21 protein-coding genes and 1 pseudogene are annotated in these 20,154 nt (G+C 74.0%); 8 read left to right on the forward strand and 14 right to left on the reverse strand.

The window, feature by feature from the left end; translation table 11 throughout:
* Nucleotides 1-121: 121 nt before the first annotated feature.
* Nucleotides 122-1,495 carry an FAD-binding oxidoreductase gene (locus tag AC5RWQ_RS03160; RefSeq protein ID WP_494281239.1) on the reverse strand — a complete coding sequence of 458 codons (1,374 nt, stop codon included), beginning with the start codon at nt 1,493-1,495 and terminating at the stop codon, nt 122-124.
* 91 nt (nt 1,496-1,586) lie between these two features.
* On the opposite strand from AC5RWQ_RS03160, the gene AC5RWQ_RS03165 reads away from it, so the two are divergent.
* Complete coding sequence (locus tag AC5RWQ_RS03165) at nt 1,587-3,683, forward strand: S9 family peptidase (protein WP_494281240.1); 2,097 nt, start codon at nt 1,587-1,589, stop codon at nt 3,681-3,683.
* Between the two features lie 75 nt (nt 3,684-3,758).
* Here the strand turns inward: AC5RWQ_RS03165 and AC5RWQ_RS03170 are convergent, their stop codons facing one another.
* The 5 genes and pseudogenes from AC5RWQ_RS03170 to AC5RWQ_RS03190 all read right to left on the reverse strand — a co-directional run bounded on the left by AC5RWQ_RS03170 (nt 3,759) and on the right by AC5RWQ_RS03190 (nt 7,927).
* Nucleotides 3,759-5,879, reverse strand: coding sequence for a bifunctional polysaccharide deacetylase/glycosyltransferase family 2 protein (locus tag AC5RWQ_RS03170; RefSeq protein WP_494281241.1), 2,121 nt, complete (start codon nt 5,877-5,879; stop codon nt 3,759-3,761).
* A 2-nt stretch (nt 5,880-5,881) separates the two neighbouring features.
* The gene (locus AC5RWQ_RS03175; RefSeq protein WP_494281242.1) at nt 5,882-6,316 is read right to left on the reverse strand and encodes a hypothetical protein; all 435 of its coding nucleotides are present in this window, start codon (nt 6,314-6,316) and stop codon (nt 5,882-5,884) included.
* Nucleotides 6,317-6,433: 117 nt separating this feature from the next.
* Nucleotides 6,434-6,901 carry an FtsX-like permease family protein gene (locus tag AC5RWQ_RS03180; RefSeq protein WP_494281243.1) on the reverse strand — a complete coding sequence of 156 codons (468 nt, stop codon included), beginning with the start codon at nt 6,899-6,901 and terminating at the stop codon, nt 6,434-6,436.
* 18 nt (nt 6,902-6,919) lie between these two features.
* Nucleotides 6,920-7,326, reverse strand: a pseudogene (locus AC5RWQ_RS03185) (PadR family transcriptional regulator).
* Nucleotides 7,327-7,360: 34 nt separating this feature from the next.
* A complete protein-coding gene (locus AC5RWQ_RS03190) occupies nt 7,361-7,927 on the reverse strand; it encodes a TIGR03086 family metal-binding protein (protein ID WP_494281244.1) in 567 nt (188 codons plus the stop codon).
* Nucleotides 7,928-7,958: 31 nt separating this feature from the next.
* On the opposite strand from AC5RWQ_RS03190, the gene AC5RWQ_RS03195 reads away from it, so the two are divergent.
* Nucleotides 7,959-8,771: a DUF6597 domain-containing transcriptional factor gene (locus tag AC5RWQ_RS03195; protein ID WP_494281245.1), complete on the forward strand. Its 813-nt coding sequence runs from the start codon at nt 7,959-7,961 to the stop codon at nt 8,769-8,771.
* A gap of 347 nt (nt 8,772-9,118) precedes the next feature.
* On the opposite strand, the gene AC5RWQ_RS03200 is transcribed toward AC5RWQ_RS03195, so the two are convergent.
* The 6 genes from AC5RWQ_RS03200 to AC5RWQ_RS03225 are packed head-to-tail and all read right to left on the reverse strand — an operon-like array spanning nt 9,119 to nt 14,720.
* Nucleotides 9,119-10,663 carry a SpoIIE family protein phosphatase gene (locus tag AC5RWQ_RS03200; protein ID WP_494281612.1) on the reverse strand — a complete coding sequence of 515 codons (1,545 nt, stop codon included), beginning with the start codon at nt 10,661-10,663 and terminating at the stop codon, nt 9,119-9,121.
* Nucleotides 10,660-12,012 (reverse strand): ATP-binding protein, encoded by a 1,353-nt coding sequence (locus tag AC5RWQ_RS03205; RefSeq protein ID WP_494281246.1) that lies wholly within the window; start codon nt 12,010-12,012, stop codon nt 10,660-10,662. The genes AC5RWQ_RS03200 and AC5RWQ_RS03205 overlap by 4 nt, the downstream gene beginning before the upstream one ends.
* The gene (locus tag AC5RWQ_RS03210; RefSeq protein ID WP_494281613.1) at nt 12,009-13,025 is read right to left on the reverse strand and encodes a SpoIIE family protein phosphatase; all 1,017 of its coding nucleotides are present in this window, start codon (nt 13,023-13,025) and stop codon (nt 12,009-12,011) included. The genes AC5RWQ_RS03205 and AC5RWQ_RS03210 overlap by 4 nt, the downstream gene beginning before the upstream one ends.
* Entirely contained in the window at nt 13,022-13,441 is a 420-nt protein-coding gene (locus AC5RWQ_RS03215) for an ATP-binding protein (protein WP_494281247.1), read from the reverse strand. The genes AC5RWQ_RS03210 and AC5RWQ_RS03215 overlap by 4 nt, the downstream gene beginning before the upstream one ends.
* Nucleotides 13,438-13,860: an STAS domain-containing protein gene (locus tag AC5RWQ_RS03220; protein ID WP_494281248.1), complete on the reverse strand. Its 423-nt coding sequence runs from the start codon at nt 13,858-13,860 to the stop codon at nt 13,438-13,440. The genes AC5RWQ_RS03215 and AC5RWQ_RS03220 overlap by 4 nt, the downstream gene beginning before the upstream one ends.
* Complete coding sequence (locus tag AC5RWQ_RS03225) at nt 13,860-14,720, reverse strand: STAS domain-containing protein (RefSeq protein WP_494281249.1); 861 nt, start codon at nt 14,718-14,720, stop codon at nt 13,860-13,862. Before AC5RWQ_RS03225 ends, AC5RWQ_RS03220 begins: the two co-directional genes overlap by 1 nt.
* Before the next feature lie 160 nt (nt 14,721-14,880).
* Here AC5RWQ_RS03225 and AC5RWQ_RS03230 point away from each other — a divergent pair, with 160 nt between their 5' ends.
* Nucleotides 14,881-15,237 carry an STAS domain-containing protein gene (locus AC5RWQ_RS03230; RefSeq protein ID WP_334491838.1) on the forward strand — a complete coding sequence of 119 codons (357 nt, stop codon included), beginning with the start codon at nt 14,881-14,883 and terminating at the stop codon, nt 15,235-15,237.
* 9 nt (nt 15,238-15,246) lie between these two features.
* Here AC5RWQ_RS03230 and AC5RWQ_RS03235 read toward each other — a convergent pair whose 3' ends face one another.
* Nucleotides 15,247-16,557: an MFS transporter gene (locus AC5RWQ_RS03235; RefSeq protein ID WP_494281250.1), complete on the reverse strand. Its 1,311-nt coding sequence runs from the start codon at nt 16,555-16,557 to the stop codon at nt 15,247-15,249.
* 49 nt (nt 16,558-16,606) lie between these two features.
* On the opposite strand from AC5RWQ_RS03235, the gene AC5RWQ_RS03240 reads away from it, so the two are divergent.
* The 5 genes from AC5RWQ_RS03240 (at nt 16,607) to AC5RWQ_RS03260 (ending at nt 18,894) form a co-directional block, all read left to right on the forward strand.
* The gene (locus tag AC5RWQ_RS03240; RefSeq protein WP_494281251.1) at nt 16,607-17,290 is read left to right on the forward strand and encodes a FadR/GntR family transcriptional regulator; all 684 of its coding nucleotides are present in this window, start codon (nt 16,607-16,609) and stop codon (nt 17,288-17,290) included.
* A 41-nt stretch (nt 17,291-17,331) separates the two neighbouring features.
* The gene (gene mscL, locus AC5RWQ_RS03245) at nt 17,332-17,805 is read left to right on the forward strand and encodes a large conductance mechanosensitive channel protein MscL (RefSeq protein WP_494281252.1); all 474 of its coding nucleotides are present in this window, start codon (nt 17,332-17,334) and stop codon (nt 17,803-17,805) included.
* Nucleotides 17,806-17,885: 80 nt separating this feature from the next.
* Nucleotides 17,886-18,134, forward strand: coding sequence for a hypothetical protein (locus AC5RWQ_RS03250; protein WP_334486394.1), 249 nt, complete (start codon nt 17,886-17,888; stop codon nt 18,132-18,134).
* Between the two features lie 29 nt (nt 18,135-18,163).
* Nucleotides 18,164-18,538, forward strand: coding sequence for a hypothetical protein (locus tag AC5RWQ_RS03255; RefSeq protein ID WP_494281253.1), 375 nt, complete (start codon nt 18,164-18,166; stop codon nt 18,536-18,538).
* A gap of 47 nt (nt 18,539-18,585) precedes the next feature.
* The gene (locus tag AC5RWQ_RS03260; RefSeq protein ID WP_494281254.1) at nt 18,586-18,894 is read left to right on the forward strand and encodes a hypothetical protein; all 309 of its coding nucleotides are present in this window, start codon (nt 18,586-18,588) and stop codon (nt 18,892-18,894) included.
* On the opposite strand, the gene AC5RWQ_RS03265 is transcribed toward AC5RWQ_RS03260, so the two are convergent.
* Entirely contained in the window at nt 18,881-20,107 is a 1,227-nt protein-coding gene (locus AC5RWQ_RS03265; RefSeq protein WP_494281255.1) for a benzoate/H(+) symporter BenE family transporter, read from the reverse strand. The genes AC5RWQ_RS03260 and AC5RWQ_RS03265 overlap by 14 nt on opposite strands.
* Nucleotides 20,108-20,154 lie beyond the last annotated feature (47 nt).

Here is a 20,154-nt window from a genome sequence, read left to right on the forward strand (position 1 = left end):
CGGATTTGTCGGTGAGCGGTATGACTCTCCGTCACAAATATGCCGCTGAGTCATATCCATCACGGCACCATCCAGATCCGACGCGCGACACGCCTGAGCTGGACGGGCGGGCGAGCCGGACTCAGAGGCCGCCGGGGAGCCGGCCCGGGGCGAGCCGGCGGTGCGGGTCGAGCTGCTCCTTGGCCGCGCGGATCCGGGGGATCACCGCGGGCTCGCCCCACAGCTCGATCTCGTCGCGGACCAGCGGGGGCGCGGCGACCACGACGCAGCGGCCCCGCCGGGCCAGCAGCACCCCCCGCACCGCGGCGAGGATCGAGGCCACCCGCTCACCGGACAGCGACCCCGGCAGGGCCGCGTGCACCACTCCCAGCCCGGCCGAGCCACGGACCGGGACCGGCGCGCCGGCGGCGTCGCGCAGCGCGTAGACCGCGGCGTGCAGGTCCGTGATCGGCACCTCGACGCGCAGCGCGGTGTCGCCGGGAGCGAACGGGTAACGCCGCCACCACGGCGGCGCGGCGTGGTCGACGGTCGTCCCGGCGCCGAGCAGCCGGACCAGGGCGTCGGCCCGCTCGGTGACGTCGGACGGGCCCCCCTCCAGCAGCACCGTCATGGTGCCCGCGCCGCCCCGGGCCACCGAGGGGCGCGCCCCGCGCCCGCCCGCCGACGGGTGGCTGGCCCGGGCCGCCGCCTCCGCCGCACCCAACGGGCGGCGCGGCAGCCGGCCGTCGACCGGCAGGTCCAGCTCGACCGCCGCCGGGTCGAGGCGGGCGGCGAGCACCGCCCGGACCAGGTCGTGCACCTCCAGCGGGGTCCACACCGGGCGGGAGACCCAGACCCGGCTGGCCGGCACGGCATGCACCCGCAGCGTCGCCGAGACCAGCACCCCGAGGGCGCCCTGGGAGCCGCAGAGCAGCCGCCCGACGTCCAGCCCCACCGAGCCGGGCGGCTCGGCCCCGCCGGCCCCGGCGCTGACCAGTTCGCCGTCGGCGTCCAGCCAGCGCAGGCCGACCAGCTGCTCACAGGCGGTGCCGTAGCGGTGGCGCAGCGGGCCGGCCTCGTCGGCGGCGAGCACCCCGCCCAGGGTCGCGCCCGGTGACGGCGGGTCCAGCGGCAGCCGCCGGCCGGTGCGCTCCAGGGTGGCCTGCACCGCGCGCAGCGGAGTGCCGGCGCCGATCTCGGCCACCGGGGAGCCGGTCGACTGGTGCCCGATCCCGGCGAGCCGACCGGTGTCCAGCATGATGTCGACCCGCGCGGGCGCGGCACCCCAGTCGATCTTCGTGCCGGCGCCGCGCGGCACCACCGTGAGGTCGTGCCGGGCGGCCAGTCGCAGCACCCGCGCCGCCGCGGCCGGCCCGCCGGGAACCGCCACCCAGCGGGCCCCCCGCCCGGCCACCTCGTCGGCCACCCCCGCGAACCGGGCGAAGGAGCCCCCACAGATCTCGCTCAGCCTCCGGGTGATCTCCGCCGCGCCGGTCGAACTCGCTGCTGCCGCCATGGCGGTCATCGTACACATGTTCGAAAGAGCTGGCGGCGGGTCGCCGGACGACGCCGCGCCGCGGACGGTGGCCGGCCGGTAACGTGACGCCGTGACCACCGAGACCCCCGCGCCCGTCGCGAAGCGGGTGCCCACCGAGCGCACCCACCACGGCGACACCGTCGTCGACGAGTACGCCTGGCTCGCCGCCAAGGACGACCCGGCGACGATCGCCCACCTCACCGCCGAGAACGCGTACACCGAGAGCCGCACGGCGCACCTGGAGGCGCTGCGCGGGGACCTGTTCGAGGAGACCCGGCGGCGCACCCAGGAGACCGACCTGTCGGTGCCCACCCGCAAGGACGGCTACTGGTACTACACCCGCACCGTCGAGGGGCAGCAGTACGGCGTGCACTGCCGCCGGGCCGTCCGCGACGGCGAGACCACGCCCCCGGTCAGCGCCGACGGCGCCCCGCTCGACGGCGAGGAGGTGCTGCTCGACGGCAACCAGCTCGCCGAGGGGCACGACTTCTTCTCCCTCGGCGCGTTCGACGTGAGCCCCGACGGGCGCTGGCTGGCGTACTCGACGGACTTCTCCGGCGACGAGCGGTTCACCCTGCGGATCAAGGACCTGAGCACCGGCGAACTGCTCGGCGACGAGGTGCCCAACACCTTCTACGGCACCGCCTGGTCGGCCGACGCGTCGGTGCTGTTCTACGTGACCGTGGACGAGGCCTGGCGGCCCAACCGGGTCTGGCGGCACACCGTCGGCACCCCGTCGGGCGAGGACGTGGTGGTGCACCAGGAGGACGACGAGCGGTTCTGGGTGGGCGTCGAGCTGACCCGCTCCGAGCGCTTCGTCGTCATCGACATCCACAGCAAGGTCACCAGCGAGGTCCGGGTGATCCCGGCGGCCAACCCGACCGGCGAGCCGGCCGTGGTCGCGCCGCGCCGGCAGGGCGTCGAGTACGCCGTCGAACACCACGGCCACCGGTTCCTGATCCTGCACAACGACGGCGCGGAGGACTTCGCGCTGGCGTACACCTCGGCGGACGCGCCGGGCGACTGGGTGCCGCTGATCGACCATACCCCCGGCACCCGGCTGGAATCGGTCGACGCGTTCGAGCACCACCTCGTCGTCTCGCTGCGCGGCAACGGCCTCACCGGGCTGCGGGTCATCCCGGTCGGCGACGGCGACGCCCACGACATCGACTTCCCGGAGCCGATCTACAGCGTCGGGCTGGACGCCAACCCGGAGTACCGCACCCGGGAGATCCGGCTGCGCTACACCTCGCTCGTCACCCCCGACTCCGTGTACGACTACGACCTGGTCACTCGGCAGATGGTGCTGCGCCGGCGCAAGCCGGTCCGGCCCGGGCCGGATGGACGGGCGTACGACCCGGCCGACTACGAGCAGCACCGCGACTGGGCGCTCGCCGACGACGGCACCCGGGTACCCATCTCGCTGGTCTGCCGCGCCGGGACCCCGCGCGACGGCTCCGCCCCCGCGGTCATCTACGGCTACGGCTCGTACGAGGCCAGCGTGGACCCGTGGTTCTCGATCGCCCGGCTCAGCCTCCTCGACCGGGGTGTCATCTTCGCCGTGGCGCACATCCGCGGCGGCGGCGAGCTGGGCCGACGCTGGTACGACGAGGGCAAGCTGCTGACCAAGAAGAACACCTTCACCGACTTCGTCGCCTGCGCCCGGCACCTGGTCAAGTCCGGCTGGACGGCCGCCGACCGGCTCGTCGCCCGGGGCGCCTCGGCCGGCGGCCTGCTGATGGGCGCGGTGGCCAACCTCGCCCCGGACGCCTTCGCCGGCATCGTCGCCCAGGTGCCCTTCGTGGACGCCCTCACCTCGATCCTCGACCCGTCGCTGCCGCTGACCGTCACCGAGTGGGAGGAGTGGGGCAACCCGCTGCACGACCCCGAGGTGTACGCGTACATGAAGTCGTACACGCCGTACGAGAACGTGGCCGCCGTGGACTACCCGGCGATCCTCGCGGTGACCAGCCTCAACGACACCCGGGTGCTCTACCACGAGCCGGCGAAGTGGATCGCCCGGCTGCGCGCGGTCGCCCCGGAGGGCGACTACCTGCTCAAGACCGAGATGGGCGCCGGCCACGGTGGCCCCAGCGGCCGGTACGACGCCTGGCGGGAGGAGGCGTTCATCAACGCCTGGATCCTCGACCGGCTCGGCCGGGCCTGACCGGGGCGGGATGACCACGAACGACGGGGGCCGGGCGGACGAGGAACCGCCCGGCCCGGGTGGGGCGGCGTGCCGTCAGCGGACGCCGGGCGCCGCGCCGACCAGCGCCGCCGCCTCCCCGGTCCGCACCATCCGCTGCCAGCGCAGCCGGTTGCCGATCACCGCGGTGACCGCCGACTGCACCACCACCAGGTACATCACCTGGCGGTAGACCAGCTGCTGGAACGGCAGCGCCCAGAGCGGGCCGTAACGCTCCCGGTCCAGCCGCAGCGCGTACCCGGCGGTCAACCCCTGAAGCAGGAGCAGGCCCAGCCAGGCCAGCACGAGCGTCGACCAGGGCAGGAAGAACAGGCCGTAGACGGCGTACACGTCGACCGCCGGGGCGGCCAGCGGCAGCACGATCTGGAACACCGTCAGGTACGGCAGGCCACGGCGGCCCAGCTTGCCGCCGGCGCCCTGCTCGCGGAGCGCGTGCCGGTGCTTCCACATCGCCTGCATGGTGCCGTAGCACCAGCGGTACCGCTGCCGCCAGAGCTGACGCAGCGACGACGGCGCCTCGGTCCAGGCGATCGCGCCCTCCTCGTACACCACCCGCCAGCCGGCCCGGAGCACCTGCATGGTCAGGTCGGTGTCCTCGGCGAGGGTGTCCGAGGGGACCCCACCGACGGCGAGCAGCACCTCGCGGCGGAACGCGCCGATCGCGCCGGGGATGGTCGGCATGCACTCCAGCACGTCGTACATCCGGCGGTCGAGGTTGAAGCCGATCACGTACTCGAGGTGCTGCCAACGGCCGAGCATCCGGCGCCGGTTGGCCACCTTGGTGTTGCCGGAGATCGCCCCGACGGTCCCGTCGGCGAAGCCCTGCACCAGCCGGTGCACGGTGTCCGGCTGGAAGACGGTGTCCCCGTCGACCAGCACCAGCAGCTCCGCGCGGGCGGCCCGGATGCCGGTGTTCAACGCCGCCGGCTTGCCGGCGTTGGCCTGCCGGATGACCCGGACCCCGCGCAGCCGCAGCCGCTCGACGATGTCGGCGGTGCCGTCGCTGGACCCGTCGTCCACCACGATCACCTCCAGCGCCGGGTAGTCGCTGGCGACCAGGGACCGCACGGTCGCGGCGATGTTCGCCGCCTCGTTGTACGCCGGCACGATCACCGAGACCGGGGCGTCCACGAGAGCGCGCGGGCCGCGCGGCCGGCGGACCCGGCGCACGTGCGTCTGGGCGCAGAACACCTGCACGGCCAGCCGGGCGATGCCGAGCACCAGCGCCACGGCGAGCAGCCCGTCCATCGCCGCGGCGGTGGCGCCGGCCGCCGTCTGGGTCCAGCGCAGCGCGTACCCGCTGAGCCGGGTGCCGACGCCGGCGGGGACGGTCGACGGCGGCGCGCCGACGCCCTCGGAGACCGAGGTGAACCGGTAACCCTGCTTCGTCAGCCCGGTGAGCAGCTGGTCCAGGGCGGTCACCGTCTGGCCGCGGTCGCCGCCGCCGTCGTGCATCAGCACCACCGCGCCGTGTCCGGGCTGCGGGGTGGCCGCCCGGACGATCGCCGGCACGCCCGGTCGCTGCCAGTCCTTGGCGTCCCGGTCGGCGAGCACGCCCACGTGGCCGGTGGCCGCGGCGGCACGCAGCGCGTCGTACTGCCCGGCGGTCAGGCTGTCGGTGGTGGACGAGAAGGGCAGCCGCAGCAGGGTCACCTCCCGGCCGGTGGCCGCCGCGATCGCCTTGCGGGTCAGCGACAGTTCCAGGTCGGCCCGCCAGCGCGGCACCGAGGCGAGGTCGGCGTGCGAGTAGGTGTGCGACCCCAGCTCGTGCCCCTCGTCGAGGATCCGCCGGATCAGTTCGGGGTGCGCGTTGACCCGGGAGCCGACCACGAAGAAGGTGGCGTGCGCGTGGTGCCGGCGGAGCACGTCGAGCACCCGCGGCGTCCACTCCGGGTCCGGCCCGTCGTCGAAGGTCAGCGCGACCGTCCGGTCGGGCATCCGCCGGCTGACCGGTTCGGGGCGGTCCAGTCGCAGCACCGGGCCGCCGGTGGCGACCGCCCGGGGGGCGGGCGCGGCCGGGCCGGTGGCCGGGCCGGAACCGCCGGTCATCCCGGTGACCAGCCCGTTCACGGTGAGCGCGGCGAGCAGCAGGAGCAGCCCGAGCAGGAGCAGCACCCAGTGGGCCCGCGGGTCGCGGCGAGCGACGTGTCGGGCCATCGTCAGCGCGGCTTGCCCGGGGAACGGGTGGGCTTGCCGGTCCGCCGCACGTCGGTCGGGGCGGGCACGGTGGTGGCGGTGGCCGCGGTGGGCCGCGCGTTGGGCGGTGCGGTGGTGGCGGGAGCCCCGGTCACGCTGGTGGTGGGCAGCGGGACGCCGGTGCCGGTCGCCCGGGTCGGCTGCGGGCCGGGGGTCGGGCTGGCCGGCTGCTCGATCTCGTTCGGGCCGTCCAGGCCCGCCTCGATCGGCGGCGGGGCCTTCGGGTCGCTCCAGCCGGGCAGGGGGACGGCGGAGCCGCCGAACAGGCCGGCCAGGATCAGCGAGAGGCTGGTGAGCAGGCCGACACCCATCACGGTGCCAGCGATGACCGTGAGCCGGCGCCGTTTTCCGGTCCGGTCGACGAACACCGGCGGCGCACCGCCCGGCTGGTTGTGCATCTGGTGATCTCCCGAAGCCGCTGACCGCCGGGGGCCGGTCCACCCCCGGGGCGGGGGCCCGACTGCCGGCCCTCCGGAGTCAACAGCGCCACCCGCCGCACTGCCGTTACACCCGGCTCATGCAGTCCGGAGTTCCTCCACGGCCGTGCTGGCGCGCAGGAAGAGCAGGCCGACACCGACCGTGACCAGCACCGCGGCCAGGGCGCCGCCGGCGACCCAGGCCAGCTGCTCCACGGGTACGCCGGGTGCCACCGTCACCTCGGGCACCCACACGGTCTTCAGGTGCTGCGCCCGGGTGGCCGGATCGTCGCAGAGCGGCCCGGGGCCGTCGCAGACCTGGGTCGTGTATCCGCCACCGCTCGCCGTGCGACCGCCGATGCCCCGGCTGAGCAGCAGTCCGACGATGAGCGCGAGCCCCACCGCCGGCACCGCCGGGGTCAGCGCCTGCCAGGCGATCGACCGGCCGAGCGTGCCCCGGGGCACCCCGGTCGCGACCAGCGCGGCGTACGACCGGCGTCGGGCGACGATCTCCTCGACCAGCGCGACGATCAGCCCGCCGGCGGCGATCACCATGGCCACGTACACCGCGTGCCGATAGTTGCGTCACGAGTGCACCTCCCGGTGCCAGTCGGCGACCCGGTCCAGGGTGGTCCGCAGCCACCTCAGGTCCGCGTCGAGGTGGGCGGCGGCGTAGTCGGCCGCGACGATGTCGTCGAGGGTGGCCGCCGGGGCCGTCTTGATGGCGGTCAGCTCGCGCAGCCGGTCGGTGTGCGCCCGGAGAGCCAGCCGTCGAGCGCGGCCCAGCCCTCGGCGGTCAGCGCGTACGCCGTGCGGTCCGGGCCGGCCTCCCGCTGCTGGCCGGCGGTCGCCACCAGTCCGTCGCGTTCCAGGCGGGACAGGGTGGCGTAGACCTGCCCGAAGGCCAGTGGTCGGGCGCGCGGGAGCCGGGCGTCGTGCGCCCGTTTGAGCTCGTAGCCGTGACGGCTGCCGGCGGACACCCGCCCGGCTATTCATTGAGTGAATAGCCGGGTCGACCTCGACGGTTCAGCAAGTCCAGGCCGGGTCCCGTCCGGTGCGACCGAGCAACCGGTCCAGGTCGGTGACGTCCGGGCCGGTCTGCACCGGCTCGCCGAAGGCGCCCATCTGCTGGCCCATCGGGCCCATCTCGTCCATGAAACCGTGCCCAGCCCCGGTCACCTCGGGCGCCGGCTGGTACGGCTGCCCGGTGGCCCGGGCCAGGTCCCAGCCGTGCACGGTCAGGTCGATCAGCCCCATCAGGCCGACGGTGCGCTGCGGCAACCCCATCCCGGGCGAGTCGCCCTCCTCCGCCGTCGGGTCGTCCCAGGCCCGCACCATGCGAGTGACCTCGTCGGCGAACCGGTCCCGCCAGCCCGGCGTCAGGTGGTCGGTCTTCGCCGACCAGTCCACCTCCCGCCGGGCGGCGAGCGTCTGGAAGTTGACCACCACGTCGTAGAGGTGGTTGAGCAGGTCGCGAACGGTGTAGTCGGGGCACGGCGTGGGCAGGCCGAGCTGGTCGTCGCTGATCGCGCGCACCACCGCCACGGTTCGGGGCGCGGCGGCGGCCAGCAGTTCGCTAGTCTTCGTTGCCATAGGGCCAGCGTATGAAGGTGGTCTTGAACAAATGCGACAGCCGCGCGGCGACAACCGGGGCATCCTCGACCCCGACCGGCTGCGGCGCGAATTGCGCTTCCGCCGTCACCTCCCCGCGCCCGCGCTGTCCGGTTGGGTCGAGCACTACTGGCTGATCGACTGGGCGTTGACCACGCCGTTCGTGCAGCAGGTGGTGCCGCACCCGGCGGTGAACGTGGTGTTCCAGCGGGTCGACGGCGGCCCCGAGACCGCCGAGATCGCCGGCGTCGGCCGGCAGCTCTTCTCGATCAGGCTGACCGGCACCGGCACGGTCAGCGGCGTCCAGCTCCGCCCCGGCGGCTTCCGCCCGTTCTGGCGGCGCCCGGTCGCCGAGCTGACCGGCCGCCGGGTCCCGCTCACCCACTGCCCCGCCGCCGCCCGCGCCGCCGGGTCCGCCGATCCGCCGGACCGGTGCGTGGGTACGGACGACGAGCGCCGCCGCGCCCTGGACGCGTTCCTCACCGCGTGGGCGCCGGAGCCCGACCCGACGACCACCGAGGCGGTTGCGCTGGCCGAGGAGATCCGGGTCGACCGCAGCGTGCTGCGGGTGGACGACTTCGCCCAGCGGCACCGGATCTCCACCCGCCGGTTGCAGCGCCTCTTCCTCGACCATGTCGGGGTGGGTCCGAAGTGGGTGATCCGCCGGTACCGGCTCCAGGAGGCGATCGAGCAGGCCGCCGTGGCGTCGCCCGACTGGTCCGCCGTCGCCGCCGACCTCGGCTACAGCGACCAGGCCCACCTGATCCGCGACTTCACGGCCGTCACCGGTGTCTCCCCCGCCCCCTACGTCCGCTCACTGAGCTGACCGCGGCAGCGCCACCCACTCCCGGTCCGCTCCCGCCCGGTTCCCGGTCCGCACCCGGTCCGCGCCCGGTCCGCTCACTGGGCGCGACCATCGGCCACTCTGCCACCCACCCCCTCGACTCCCTTTGCTCTGCTGCCCCCACGGCAACAGCAACCGACGGTGACCGGTGTGGTTGAGGCGCTTCCCGGTTGTGGACCAGGAACCCCAGCTCAGCACCGGTGTTGCCGATACGGCAGCAGAGCAAAGCGAACGAAGGAGGCGACGGGTCGCTGGACGTCGATCACCGACAGTGATCTGACCCCTCCCGCCGCAAGCGGCCACGCGGAGTTATCGGGTGAGAGCGCGGATTAGCGGCGGCGGACCGCCACCACGGCGACGTCGTCGTGGATCTCCGGTGGGGCCAGCTCCACCAGCAGCCGCTCGCAGAACCGGTCCAGGTCGTCGTCCACCCGCCGGGCGCAGGCCGCCAGGGCGGCCAGGCCGTCGTCGATGGTGGCGTCCCGCCGCTCGATCAGGCCGTCGGTGTAGAGCACCAGCGTCGCGCCGACCGGCAGGGTGAATTCCAGGTCGGCGGGGCGGTCCGCGCGCACCCCGAGCAGCGGCGCCGAGTGCTGGACGAACTGCACCCCGCCCTCCCCGCTCAGCAGCGCCGGCAGGTGCCCGGCGCTGGCCAGCCGGATCCGGCCGGTGGGCGGATGCAGCAGCAGCAGGCAGATGGTCGCCAGCTCGTTCGGCAGCAGGGTACGCATCAGCTCGTTGAGCCGGTCCAGGACCACCCCCGGCTGGTGCCCCTCCACCGCGTACGCCCGCATCGCGTGCCGCAGCTCGGCCATCACGGTCGCCGCGTGCAGCGAGTGGCCGGCGACGTCGCCGATCGCCATCAGCAGGTGCCCGTCCAGCATCACCAGCTCGTAGAAGTCCCCGCCCACCTCGGTCTGGGCGCTGGCCGGTTCGTACCGCACCGCCAAGTCGAGTCCGGCGACCTCGGGCAGCCGCCGGGGCAGCAGGCTGCGTTGCAGGGTGACCGCGATCCGGTGCTCCTCGTCGAAGGAGCGCTGCGCCTCCACCGCCGCCGCGACCGCCTGCGCCAGCTGCACCAGCACCGGCGTCCGGGCGGTCTGGGTGGCCGAAGGGACCACCACGTAGAGCGGGGCGCGGTCCTCCCGCAGCTTCGCGGCGGCCACCGTCACCGTGTCACCCGCCGGCCACGGCACCAGATCCCACGCGCCCGGGTCGTACTCCCGCACGGTCGAGCCGGTCCCTATCCCGGTGTCGTCGACCACCCACGGCACGATCACCGGCGTGGCGTCCGGGCCGGCGGCGACCCCGGCCAGGCAGTCCCCGTCGAAGGTCTCCGCCACCACGGCCGCGGGCGACTTGAAGATCTGCGCCGCGCCGGCCGCCGCCGCCGCCAGCAGCCGGGTGAAGTTCGGCGCGGCGTGCACGGCGACGGTGGTGTCGGCCAGCCCGGTGAGCCGCTCGGCGAGCAGCTCCGCCCGCTGCCGCGCCTGGTAGTAGCGGAGCACCGCGTGGGCGGTGGCGACCAGTTCCTCCGGCTCGATCGGCTCGGCCAGGTACGCGTCCGCGCCGCGGGTCAGCCCCTGGGCGCGGTCCTGGACGTCGACCGCGTGCGCCGACACGTGGATCACCGGCATCGCCGGATACTCCGCCTTGATCCGCTCACAGACCTCGAACCCGCTCAGGTCCGGCAGCCGCACGTCGAGCACCACCAGGTCGATCGGATCCACCGCGACCCGTTGCAACGCCTCGGCGCCGGTCTCCGCCTCGCGGACATCGAACCCGGCCCGGGTGAGCCAGCTGACGAGCAGGTACCGCTTGGTCCGGCTGTCGTCGACCACCAGCACGGTCGCCTGGTCGCCGGCCACGGTCAGACCTCGTCCGCGGGCAGGACGACGGTGAAGGTGCTGCCCCTCCCGGGCTCACTGGTCAGCTCCAGCGTGCCGCCGAGCAATGTCACCAGCCGCCGCGCGTACGGCAGGCCGAGGCCGGTGCCGCCGGCCCGGGTCACGCCCGGCACCTGGTAGAACTCCTCGAAGATCCGTTCCTGCAACTCGGGCGGGATGCCGACGCCGGTGTCCGAGACCGAGATCCGCCACCGGTCGCCGTCCCGTTCGGCGCGCATCCGGACCTCGCCCGACGCGGTGAACTTCAGCCCGTTGTGCAGCAGGTTGCGCAGTACCTGGCCGAGCAGCACCTCGTCCGAGCGGAGCACGGCCGGCGTCGGCGGCTCCTCCACCATCAGCTCCACGGCCGACCTGGTGGCGAGCGCCCGCAGCGTGCCGCGCAACTGCCCGAAGAGCGCCCGCAGGTCGACCGCGCCCCACTCCGGCTCGATCCGGCCGGACTCCGCCTTGGCCAGGTCGAGCAGGTCGTTGACCAGGGAGAGCAGGTCGGCGGCGGACGACCGGATCAGTCCGATCTGCTCGGACTGCTCGGCGGTCAACGGGTCGGACGCGGAGTCGGTGAGCAGCCGCCCCAACCCGATGATCGCGGTCACCGGGGCGCGCAACTCGTGGCTGACGTTGGCCAGGAAGCGACTCTTCGACTCGCTCGCCGCCCGCAGCTGCGCGGACTTCTCGTCCAGCTCGGCGTAGAGCGCCACCACGCCGCGGTTGGTCTCCTCCAGCTCCTCGGAGAGCTGGGTGTAGAGGGCCATCACGCCCCGGTTGGTCTCCTCCAGCTCCGCGTTGAGCACGGCCAGCTCGTCACGCTGGCTGCGCACCTCGTCCAGGGCGGCGATCAGCTGGCCGTTCTGGGCGGCCAGCTCGTCCAGGGCGCTGGCGGGCGCGCTGCGACCGAGCTCCGCGCGCAGCTCGGCGAGGCGCGCCGCGGTCAGCTCCGGGGCGGTGGTGGGGACACGTCGGGACATCCTCACGACCGTATCCCCCTCGTCCCGGCTCACCGCCAGGGTGTCCACAAGACGCGACACCGCGCCCGACTGCGGCTCGTACCGGTCGCCGGGCAGTGGACGCACCGGAACCAGGTCGATCCGCAGGGCGGCCCGGCCGTCGGACCCCCCGGTGGCGAGGAAGGTGACGTCCGCGCCGTCGGCGATCCGCAGCAGGTCCCGGGCGACCTCGCTGAGCGCGGTGGCGACCCGCACCTGGTCCTGGTGTTCCAGGCCGACGGCGGCGGCGACCTCCCGGCCGCGCTGGCGGACCAGGAAGATGTCCTGCTCGACCCGGAGAGCCATCTGCAGGAGCGGCTCCGGCGGTCTCATTCCGGTGTCCTCGCGACCAGCACGCAGGCGTCGTCGCGCCGGGTGCCCGCGTCCCGCAGCAGGGTCGCGGCCACCACCAGCGGCGAACGGCCGGCGAGGCCCGGATAGTCCTCGATCCGCCACCGGTCGACCACCCCGTCGCTCTGCATCACCAGCAGCGAGCCGGGCGGGAAGGGATAGTCGTACTCCCGGACGGCGGGGCGGTGGTGGCCGGCGATGCCGGGCAGCGACACCAGCCCGCGGCGGCTGCCGTCCGCGCCGAGGACGGCGCCGGCGATGTTGCCGAGGCCGGAGTAGCGCAGCAGGCCCGCCGACCGGTCCAGCTCGGCCACCGCGAGGGCCGCGCCACGGGTGTGCGACATGGACCGGTGCAGGTACTGCACCACGGCGACGGGGGGTCCGGCCGGGGCGCTCCGGAAGGCGGCCAGGGCGGCGTCGCTGGCGGAGGCGGCCAGCGCCCCGTGCCCGAGGCCGTCGCAGACCAGCACCTGGTGCCGTCCCTCGACGACCCGGATGGCCTGCGCGTCGCCGCTGATCTGCTCACCGGTGATCGGGCGGGTCAGGCCGGCCGCCCAGGCGGGCGGCGGGGGCACCCGCGACGGCCAGACCTGTACGGCGAGGACGGTGCCCTTCCCCTGCCAGGACCAGGCGTCGGACCAGCTCGCCTGGCGGGTGATGGCGCCCAGCCCGATGCCGAGGGTGCCGGTGGTGGAGTGGCCGTCCCGCGCGGAGGCGGTCAGGTCGGCCATGCCGGGGCCGGCGTCGACCGCGACCAGCTCGACGCCGGCGACGTCACCGTCCCGTACCGGGCGGAGCAGCAGGGTGCCCTCCTCGGCGTGCTTGACCAGGTTGCTGGTCAGCTCCGCGGCGACGATGGCGAGGTCGGCGAGCCGGTTGTCGCTGAGGCCGAGCTGGCCGCCGAGGCGTTCGGCGGCCCGCCGGACGGTGCTGGCCGCGCTGCCGTTCTCGACCCGGAACCAGATGCCCGGGTCGGCGATCACCTCGGCGGTCATCGGGACCACTTGGTGATGGTGATCCTGGTGCCCTCGCCGACGACGCTGTGCAGGTCGAAGTCGTCGACGAGCCGGCGGGCGCCGCTGAGACCGAGCCCGAGGCCGCCTCCGGTGGTGTAGCCGTCGGTCAGGGCGAGGTCGAGGTCGGTGATGCCGGGCCCGGTGTCGGCGAAGACGATCCGGACGCCGCGCCGCCGGCCGTCCTCCACCGCGGTCACCTCGGCGCTGCCACCCCCGCCGTAGATCAGCGTGTTGCGGGCCAGCTCACTGGCGGCGGTGACCAGCTTGGTCTGGTCCACCAGGGAGAGCTTCACCGCCACCGCCACGGTACGCACCAACTGCCGGACCCGGACGACGTCCTCGTCGCTGCTGATCGTCTGCGCCTGCGGACGTCCCAGGTCGAGGCCGGCGGTCATGCTGATGTCGCCGCCGTTCCTGATTCCGTCTCCTCAGGCTCGTCGTCCCAGTCGTGGTCCTCCTCGTCGCGGGTCGCCGCGACCAGTTCCATGCCCCGTTCGACGTTGAGCGCGGTACGGATGCCGTTGAGCGACAGGCCCAGCTCGACCAGGGTGATGGCGACCGCGGGACGCATCCCGACGACCACCGTCTCGGCGTCGAGCACTTTGGAGATCGAGGCGATGGTGGAGAGCATCCGGCCGACGAAGGAGTCGACGATGTCCAGCGCGGTGATGTCGATGATGACGCCGTGCGCGCCGGTGACCACGATCCGCTCGGCCAGGTCCTCCTGAAGGGTGACCGCGGTCTGGTCGGACATGTCGATCTGGATGGAGACGAGCAGGATGTCGCCGATCTTGAGGATCGGCACCCGCTCCATCACGCCTCCCGGCGCGGGTGGCGACGGGCCGTCTCGACACCGCGCAGGCGCAGCACGTGCCGCAGCGCGTCGGCGAGGCTGGCCTTGGTGGCGATGTCTCCGAACTCGATGCCGAGCGCGACGATGGTCTGCGCGATCTGCGGGCGGATACCGGAGATGATGCAGTCGGCGCCCATCAGCCGGGCGGCCACGACCGTCTTGAGGATGTGCTGGGCGACCTGGGTGTCCACCGCGGGCACGCCGGTGATGTCGATGATCGCGTACGGCGAGCCGGTGTCGACCAGGGTCTGGAGCAGCCGCTCCATCACCACCTGGGCGCGGGCGGAGTCCAGCGTGCCGACCAGCGGCACGGCCACCACGCCGTCCCAGAGCTTGACCACCGGGGTGGAGAGCTCGAGCAGCTGCTCGGCCTGGTCGGCGATGTGGCTCTCGCGGGCCTGCACGTAGCTCTCGAAGGTGTAGAGCCCCATCTGGTCGACCACCGAGGTGGCGGCGACGAAGTCGCGCAGCGAGAACTCGACCTCGCCGGCCTCCATCAGCTCGATCAGCACGTCCTTGAGGGCGTAGATGCTGATCGCGGTCTCGGTGGCGGAGAAGCCCTGGCGGGCGCGGCTGCGGGAGAGCTCGGAGAGCAGCGCGCGCAGCTCGCCGGCCTCCTCGGTGCGGATGTCCCGAAGCCCCTCCGCGCCTGCATTGATCATGCTACGGTGCAGATCCTGCACCTGGAGTCGCAGCTCGGCCTGGCTGAGCCGGCCACGCAGCGATGCGGTGACGGTCTCCGTCCAGAGCTGGACGACGCGTTCGGTGTGTGAGCTCAACAGGCCGGCGAGCCGGCTGCTCTCCTCAGCTGTCAACGCCATGGTTACCTCCTGTGAGCTGGGCCGGCCGGACTCTATCACTGGCAGCCCGCCAGGTAGTTGTCACGCTGCAAAGGAATGATCAGGCGCACCGGAACCCGCTCCCATTCTGCGTGGGACCCCCGTTGTGGGATACCGTTCCACCCGATAACAGGAGGTCCGAATGTCCTTGACGGTGCACACGGAACAGCACGGCGACGTGGTCGTGGTGTCGGTCGCGGGTGAGCTCGACATGGCGACCGCGCCGCAGCTGCAGGACCAGATCACCGATCTGCTCGACAAGGGCCGCAGCCGCCTCGTGTTCGACCTCGCCGACGTGTCGTTCTGCGACTCGACCGGCCTGTCGGTCTTCGTTCGCGCGAAGAACAGCTGCGACGAGGCCGGCGGCGTGGTCCGACTGGCCGCCCCGCAGCGCGGCGTCCTGCGCATCCTCGAGGTCAGCGGCCTGGTCGAGGTGCTGCACACCTACCCGACGGTCGAGCAGGCCGTGGCGGGCGACCCCACACCGGCCTCCTCCTGACCCCTTCTCTCAGCGCTCGTCCTCGATGAACCGGGGACGAGCGATCACCATGCCCGCGGTCGTCTGCACGGCGAGCGCGCCGAGCAGGAAGCCGATCGGCGCGGTCCAGCCGCCGGTGGCCTCGTAGAGGATGCCGACCAGCAGCGGGCCGAGCGCGGCGATGACGTACCCGGTGCTCTGCGCGAAGGCGGAGAGCGCGACCGTGCCCTCGGCGGTGCGGGCGCGCAGGCCGATGGTGGTCAGGATCAGCGGGAAGGCGCCCTGGCCGAGCGCGAGCAGCAGGACCCAGAGCGGCGCGAGGCCGTGCGGCGCGAGGGCCAGGCCCAGGTAGGACGCCGCGGAGAAGGCGGTCAACGAGAACACCAGCGGCCGCAGCGTGCGCAGCCGACCGGCGAGGGTCGGCATCGCCAGCGCGACCGACACGCCGAGCGCGGTGACGCCGGCGAGCAGCAGGCCGGCGGTCTCGGCGCGGTAGCCGGCATCCCGGAAGAGCTGGGCCAGCCAGCCCATGATCGCGTACCCGCTGAGGGACTGCGCGCCGAAATAGACCGCCATCGCCCAGCCGAGCCGGGTGCGCCCGGGCCGGACCCGGGTGCGGGGCGCCGGGGCCGCCGTCGGGGGCGCGGCCCGCCGGGCGGCGTGGGCCCGCAGCGCCAGCGGCACCCACGGGAGTACGGCCACCGCGGCCAGCCCGGCCCAGACCCCGAGACCGGCGCGCCAGGAGCCGAAGGCGTGCGCCACCGGCACCGCGGAGGCGGCGGCCACCGTCGTGCCCACCGTGAGCGCCATCGTGTACGCCCCGGTGACCAGCCCGGTGCGCTGGGGGAAGTGCTGCTTGACCAGCATCGGCAGCATGATGTTGGCGACCGCGATGCCCGCCAGGGCGAGCGCGCTGGTGAGCACGAAGATCAGCGCGGAGTCGGTGACCACCCGGAGCACCTGGCCCAGGGCGAGGGCGGACATCGCCACCACCAGCAGCCGGGGAGCCGGCCAGCGGCGGACCAGCCACGGGGTGAGCGCGCCGAGGCCGGCGAAGGCGATGGTGGGCAGCGTGGTGACGAACCCGGCCATCGCGCCGGAGAGGGCCAGTCCGGTGCGTACCTCGTCGAGCAGCGCACCGAGGCTGGTCACCGCGGCGCGCAGGTTGACCGCGACCAGCAGCATCCCGACCAGCACCAGCGCGCCGCCGGTGGCCGGGTGGACCGGCCGGGCCGGCACTGCGGCGGGCGTCGGGCCGGGCGTGACGTCGGCGGTGGGGGTCGCCTCGCCGGCCGCGCCGTCGGCGGTGCGGGGCGCGGTGGAGACGGGTGGCGGGGTCATGACCTCGAACCTACAATCATGGGATGAATTTCGGCAGCAGGTGTAACCGGTGACACCGTCGGTCGATTCCGTCGCCGTGCCGCCGCGCGGCCACCGGGTCAGCCAGACCATCGCGCAGCTGCGGGACCGGATCCTCGGCGGCGAGTGGCCGGTGGGCGGGCGGATCCCCACCGAACCCCAGCTGGTCGCCGCGCTCGGGGTCGGGCGGAACACGGTTCGCGAGGCGGTCCGGGCGCTGGTGCACGCCGGGGTACTGGAGTGCCGGCAGGGCTCCGGGACGTACGTGGTGTCCACCGACGAACTGGCGCCGGTGGTGGCCCGTCGGCTCACCGACGACCGGATGGCCGAGGTGGTCGAGGTGCGGCGCGCCTTCGAGGTGGAGGCGGCCCGACTGGCCGCGCTGCGGCGTACCCCCGATGACCTGGCAGCGCTCGACGGCGCGCTCGCCGCCCGCGAGGCCGCCTGGCGCTCCGGGCGGGTCGCCGAATTCGTGGAGGCCGACGCGGCGCTGCACATCGCGGTGGTGGCCGCCGCCCACAACGGCATGCTCGCCGAGCTCTACGGCTCGGTCGGTACGGCGCTGCGCAGCACCGTCGCGCAGGCCATGGGGGACGCGCTGGAGCCCGAGCGGTACGTCGACCACGGCCGGCTCGTCGAGGCGATCAGGGCCGGCGACCCGGCCCGTGCGGCGATCGAGGCCGGCGCTTTTCTGGAGCCGCCCCCCGGGGCATAGGTTGTGCCGGACCCCGAAAACCGGACAGCACGGGAGTGCGGATGCTCAAGGGCTTCAAAGACTTCATCATGCGCGGCAACGTCGTCGACCTGGCGGTCGGTGTCGTCATCGGCGCCGCGTTCACCGGCGTCGTCACCCAGCTCACCAAGTCGTTCCTGGAACCGCTGGTCCGCGTGATCATCGTTCTGATCACCGGCAACAAGGACGGCATCAGCGGCTCGACGCCCGAGTTCCGCGGCATCAAGTTCGACTGGGTGGCCTTCGTCAACGCGACGATCACCTTCCTGCTGACCGCGCTGGCGCTGTACTTCCTGGTCGTCTACCCGATGAACCGGCTCGCCGAGCGCCGCAAGCGGGGCGAGGAGCCGCCGCCCTCGGCGCCCAGCGAGGAGGTCAAGCTGCTCACCGAGATCCGGGACGCGCTGCTGGCCGGCGGTCAGAGCATTCCGGGGCAGCACCGGGGCACGCTGGACGACGTGCTGGGCCGTCGCACGGAGCCGCCGGCCCCGCGCTGAACCACCCATCGCACATCGGCCCTCGCGGGAATCCCGCGGGGGCCGGTCCGTGTCGTACACATGTTCGATAGAGTCCCGCCATGGAGCAGCGTAGGCACTGGTGGAACGGCAAATGGGGACGGCTCGCCCGGCGGGACGTCTTCCTCCGGGTGGACGGCGACCGCTGGCACGTGGAGCAGCGGGCCGGCGGCGCGGAGGGCGTCTCCCAGTTCTACGAGCACGGCAGCGCCGAGGAGGCCGAGGAGACCGTCCGCGCGCTGCTGGAGGGGTCGGACGCCTGGCGGGAGCTTTCGCCGCGCCCACCCAGCGCCTGGGGTCCGACGGTTTAGCGCCGGGTGGGGCCGGGAACCGCTCGGAGATGGAGCAGCAGGGCACCGAGCAGCAGGCGGTCATCTCCCGGGTCACCACCGGCATGCGGGTGGTCGACACGGTCGGCGTCGAGGTCGGCACCGTGGACCTCGTCCAGCGGGGCGACCCGAACGCGGTGACCGTGCAGGCGCCGACCGCGGACCCGGGCAGCAGCCTGGACGAGCTGATCGAGTCGGCGGCGGTCGAGGAGCCCGACGTGCCGGCCGACCTGGCGGCCCGGCTGCGGCGCACCGGTTACCTGAAGGTCTCCACCGAGCTGGCCCGCACCGGCGCGGTCTACGTGCTGGCCGACCAGATCGCCACGGTCACCGGCGACCAGGTACGCCTCGACGTCCCGGTCGGTGACCTCCCGCCGGAGGAGTGAGCCGTCTACCGCCCGCCGGGTGCCGGACGGCCCCGGCACGGACACGCGTGAGCGAACCCGCCGACAGCTCTAGTGTGGACCGGGTGTACATGGTGATCGGGGAGCAGCCGATGCCGGCCGGTGAACCGGAGGAGCGGCGGGCACAGTTCGCGCACATGGCGGAGGTGGTCCGGCAGAGCCCGGGCTTCGTCCGCGGCTGGTGGGGACCGGACGAGGCGAACCAGGAGATCGGGCACGCCCTGGTGCTGGTCGACACCCGGGAGCACGCGCTGGAGTTCGCGGCCACGGTCGAGCGGTACGTCACCGGCCTGCGGCTGCGGGTGGTGGCGGTCGACGTGACGGTCAGCGCCTCGTGATCCCGGCCGGCTGAACGGGCATCGCGGCCGGTTCAGCGCCGGTGGCGCCGCGTCCCGGGTCCCGGGGCGTGCGGCGGCGGAAGAGCAGCAGCATCAGCCAGCCGGCGAGCAGGCCCCAGAACGCGCCCCCGATCCCCAGCAGGCTCACCCCGGACGCGGTGACCACGAACGTCACCACCGCCGCCTCCCGGCTCTCCGGGTCGGCGACCGCCGAGGAGATCGCGGTGGCCAGCGCGCCGAGCAGCGCCAGCCCGGCCACCGCCTCGATCAGCACCGGCGGGGAGAGCAGCACCAGTGCGGTCGCCACCCCCGCGCCGAGCCCCAGCACCGCCATCCCCACCCCGGCGGTGACCGAGGCGATCCAGCGGCGTTCCGGGTCGGGGTGGGCGTCCGGGCCGGCAGCCAGCGCGGCGGTGATCGCGGCGAGGTTGACCGCGTGCCCGCCGACCGGCGCGCCCAGCGCGGTGGCCAGCCCGGTGACCCGCAGCGCCGAGTTCAGCGGCGGCCGGTAGCCGTAGCCGCGCAGCACCGCCGTACCGGGGACGTTCTGCGCGGCCATGGTGACCAGGAACAGCGGCAGCGCCAGCCCGACCACCGCGGGCAGGCTGATCGCCGGCACGGTCAGCGCCACCGCGGGCCGGAGGTCGGCCACGCCGCCGCCGGGCGAGGTCAGCGCGATCGCCACCGCCGCCGCCACCAGCGCCGCCGGTACCGCCCACCGTCGCGCGAAGCGGTGCAGCACCAGCCAGGTGAGGATCACCGGTACGGCCAGCGCGGGCACCTCGACCAGCGCGCGGACCGGCGCGGTGCAGAGCGGCAGCAGCACCCCGGCCAGCATCGCCGCCGCCACCGGCCCGGGGATCGCGGCCACCGCCCGACCCAGCGCGGGGAAGAGCCCGGCGGCGACGATCAGCAGCCCGCAGAGGACGAACGCGCCGACCGCGGCGGGCCAGCCGCCCGGCACGGGACCGGTGGCGACCAGCAGCGCCGCGCCCGGCGTCGACCAGGCGATCGCGATCGGCATCCGGTGCCGCAGCCCCAGCCAGACCGCGCACAGCCCGGACGCGACGCTCACCGCGAGCAGCCCGGAGGCGGCCTGCGCCTCGCTCGCGCCGACCGCCCGCAGCCCGGCCAGCACCACGGTGAACGAGCTGGCGAAGCCGACCAGCGCGGTCACCACGCCGGCCAGCACCGGTTGCAGTCGTTCCCCCATCGCCGCCCCTCCCGCCGGTGTCGCGGCCACCCTAACGAGAGCCGCCT

The organism is Micromonospora sp. BS32, assembly GCF_059089345.1.

Bases quoted from the DNA above. Each gene is read 5' to 3' on its own strand.
- AC5RWQ_RS03170 (WP_494281241.1), bottom strand. From the start codon at position 5,879: ATGGCCCGACACGTCGCTCGCCGCGACCCGCGGGCCCACTGGGTGCTG.
- AC5RWQ_RS03255 (WP_494281253.1), top strand. From the start codon at position 18,164: ATGGAGCAGCAGGGCACCGAGCAGCAGGCGGTCATCTCCCGGGTCACC.
- AC5RWQ_RS03225 (WP_494281249.1), bottom strand. From the start codon at position 14,720: ATGGCGTTGACAGCTGAGGAGAGCAGCCGGCTCGCCGGCCTGTTGAGC.
- AC5RWQ_RS03195 (WP_494281245.1), top strand. From the start codon at position 7,959: ATGCGACAGCCGCGCGGCGACAACCGGGGCATCCTCGACCCCGACCGG.
- AC5RWQ_RS03230 (WP_334491838.1), top strand. From the start codon at position 14,881: ATGTCCTTGACGGTGCACACGGAACAGCACGGCGACGTGGTCGTGGTG.
- AC5RWQ_RS03160 (WP_494281239.1), bottom strand. From the start codon at position 1,495: ATGGCGGCAGCAGCGAGTTCGACCGGCGCGGCGGAGATCACCCGGAGG.
- AC5RWQ_RS03235 (WP_494281250.1), bottom strand. From the start codon at position 16,557: ATGACCCCGCCACCCGTCTCCACCGCGCCCCGCACCGCCGACGGCGCG.
- AC5RWQ_RS03210 (WP_494281613.1), bottom strand. From the start codon at position 13,025: ATGACCGCCGAGGTGATCGCCGACCCGGGCATCTGGTTCCGGGTCGAG.
- AC5RWQ_RS03250 (WP_334486394.1), top strand. From the start codon at position 17,886: ATGGAGCAGCGTAGGCACTGGTGGAACGGCAAATGGGGACGGCTCGCC.
- AC5RWQ_RS03190 (WP_494281244.1), bottom strand. From the start codon at position 7,927: ATGGCAACGAAGACTAGCGAACTGCTGGCCGCCGCCGCGCCCCGAACC.
- AC5RWQ_RS03215 (WP_494281247.1), bottom strand. From the start codon at position 13,441: ATGACCGCCGGCCTCGACCTGGGACGTCCGCAGGCGCAGACGATCAGC.
- AC5RWQ_RS03220 (WP_494281248.1), bottom strand. From the start codon at position 13,860: ATGGAGCGGGTGCCGATCCTCAAGATCGGCGACATCCTGCTCGTCTCC.
- mscL (WP_494281252.1), top strand. From the start codon at position 17,332: ATGCTCAAGGGCTTCAAAGACTTCATCATGCGCGGCAACGTCGTCGAC.
- AC5RWQ_RS03205 (WP_494281246.1), bottom strand. From the start codon at position 12,012: ATGAGACCGCCGGAGCCGCTCCTGCAGATGGCTCTCCGGGTCGAGCAG.
- AC5RWQ_RS03265 (WP_494281255.1), bottom strand. From the start codon at position 20,107: ATGGGGGAACGACTGCAACCGGTGCTGGCCGGCGTGGTGACCGCGCTG.
- AC5RWQ_RS03175 (WP_494281242.1), bottom strand. From the start codon at position 6,316: ATGCACAACCAGCCGGGCGGTGCGCCGCCGGTGTTCGTCGACCGGACC.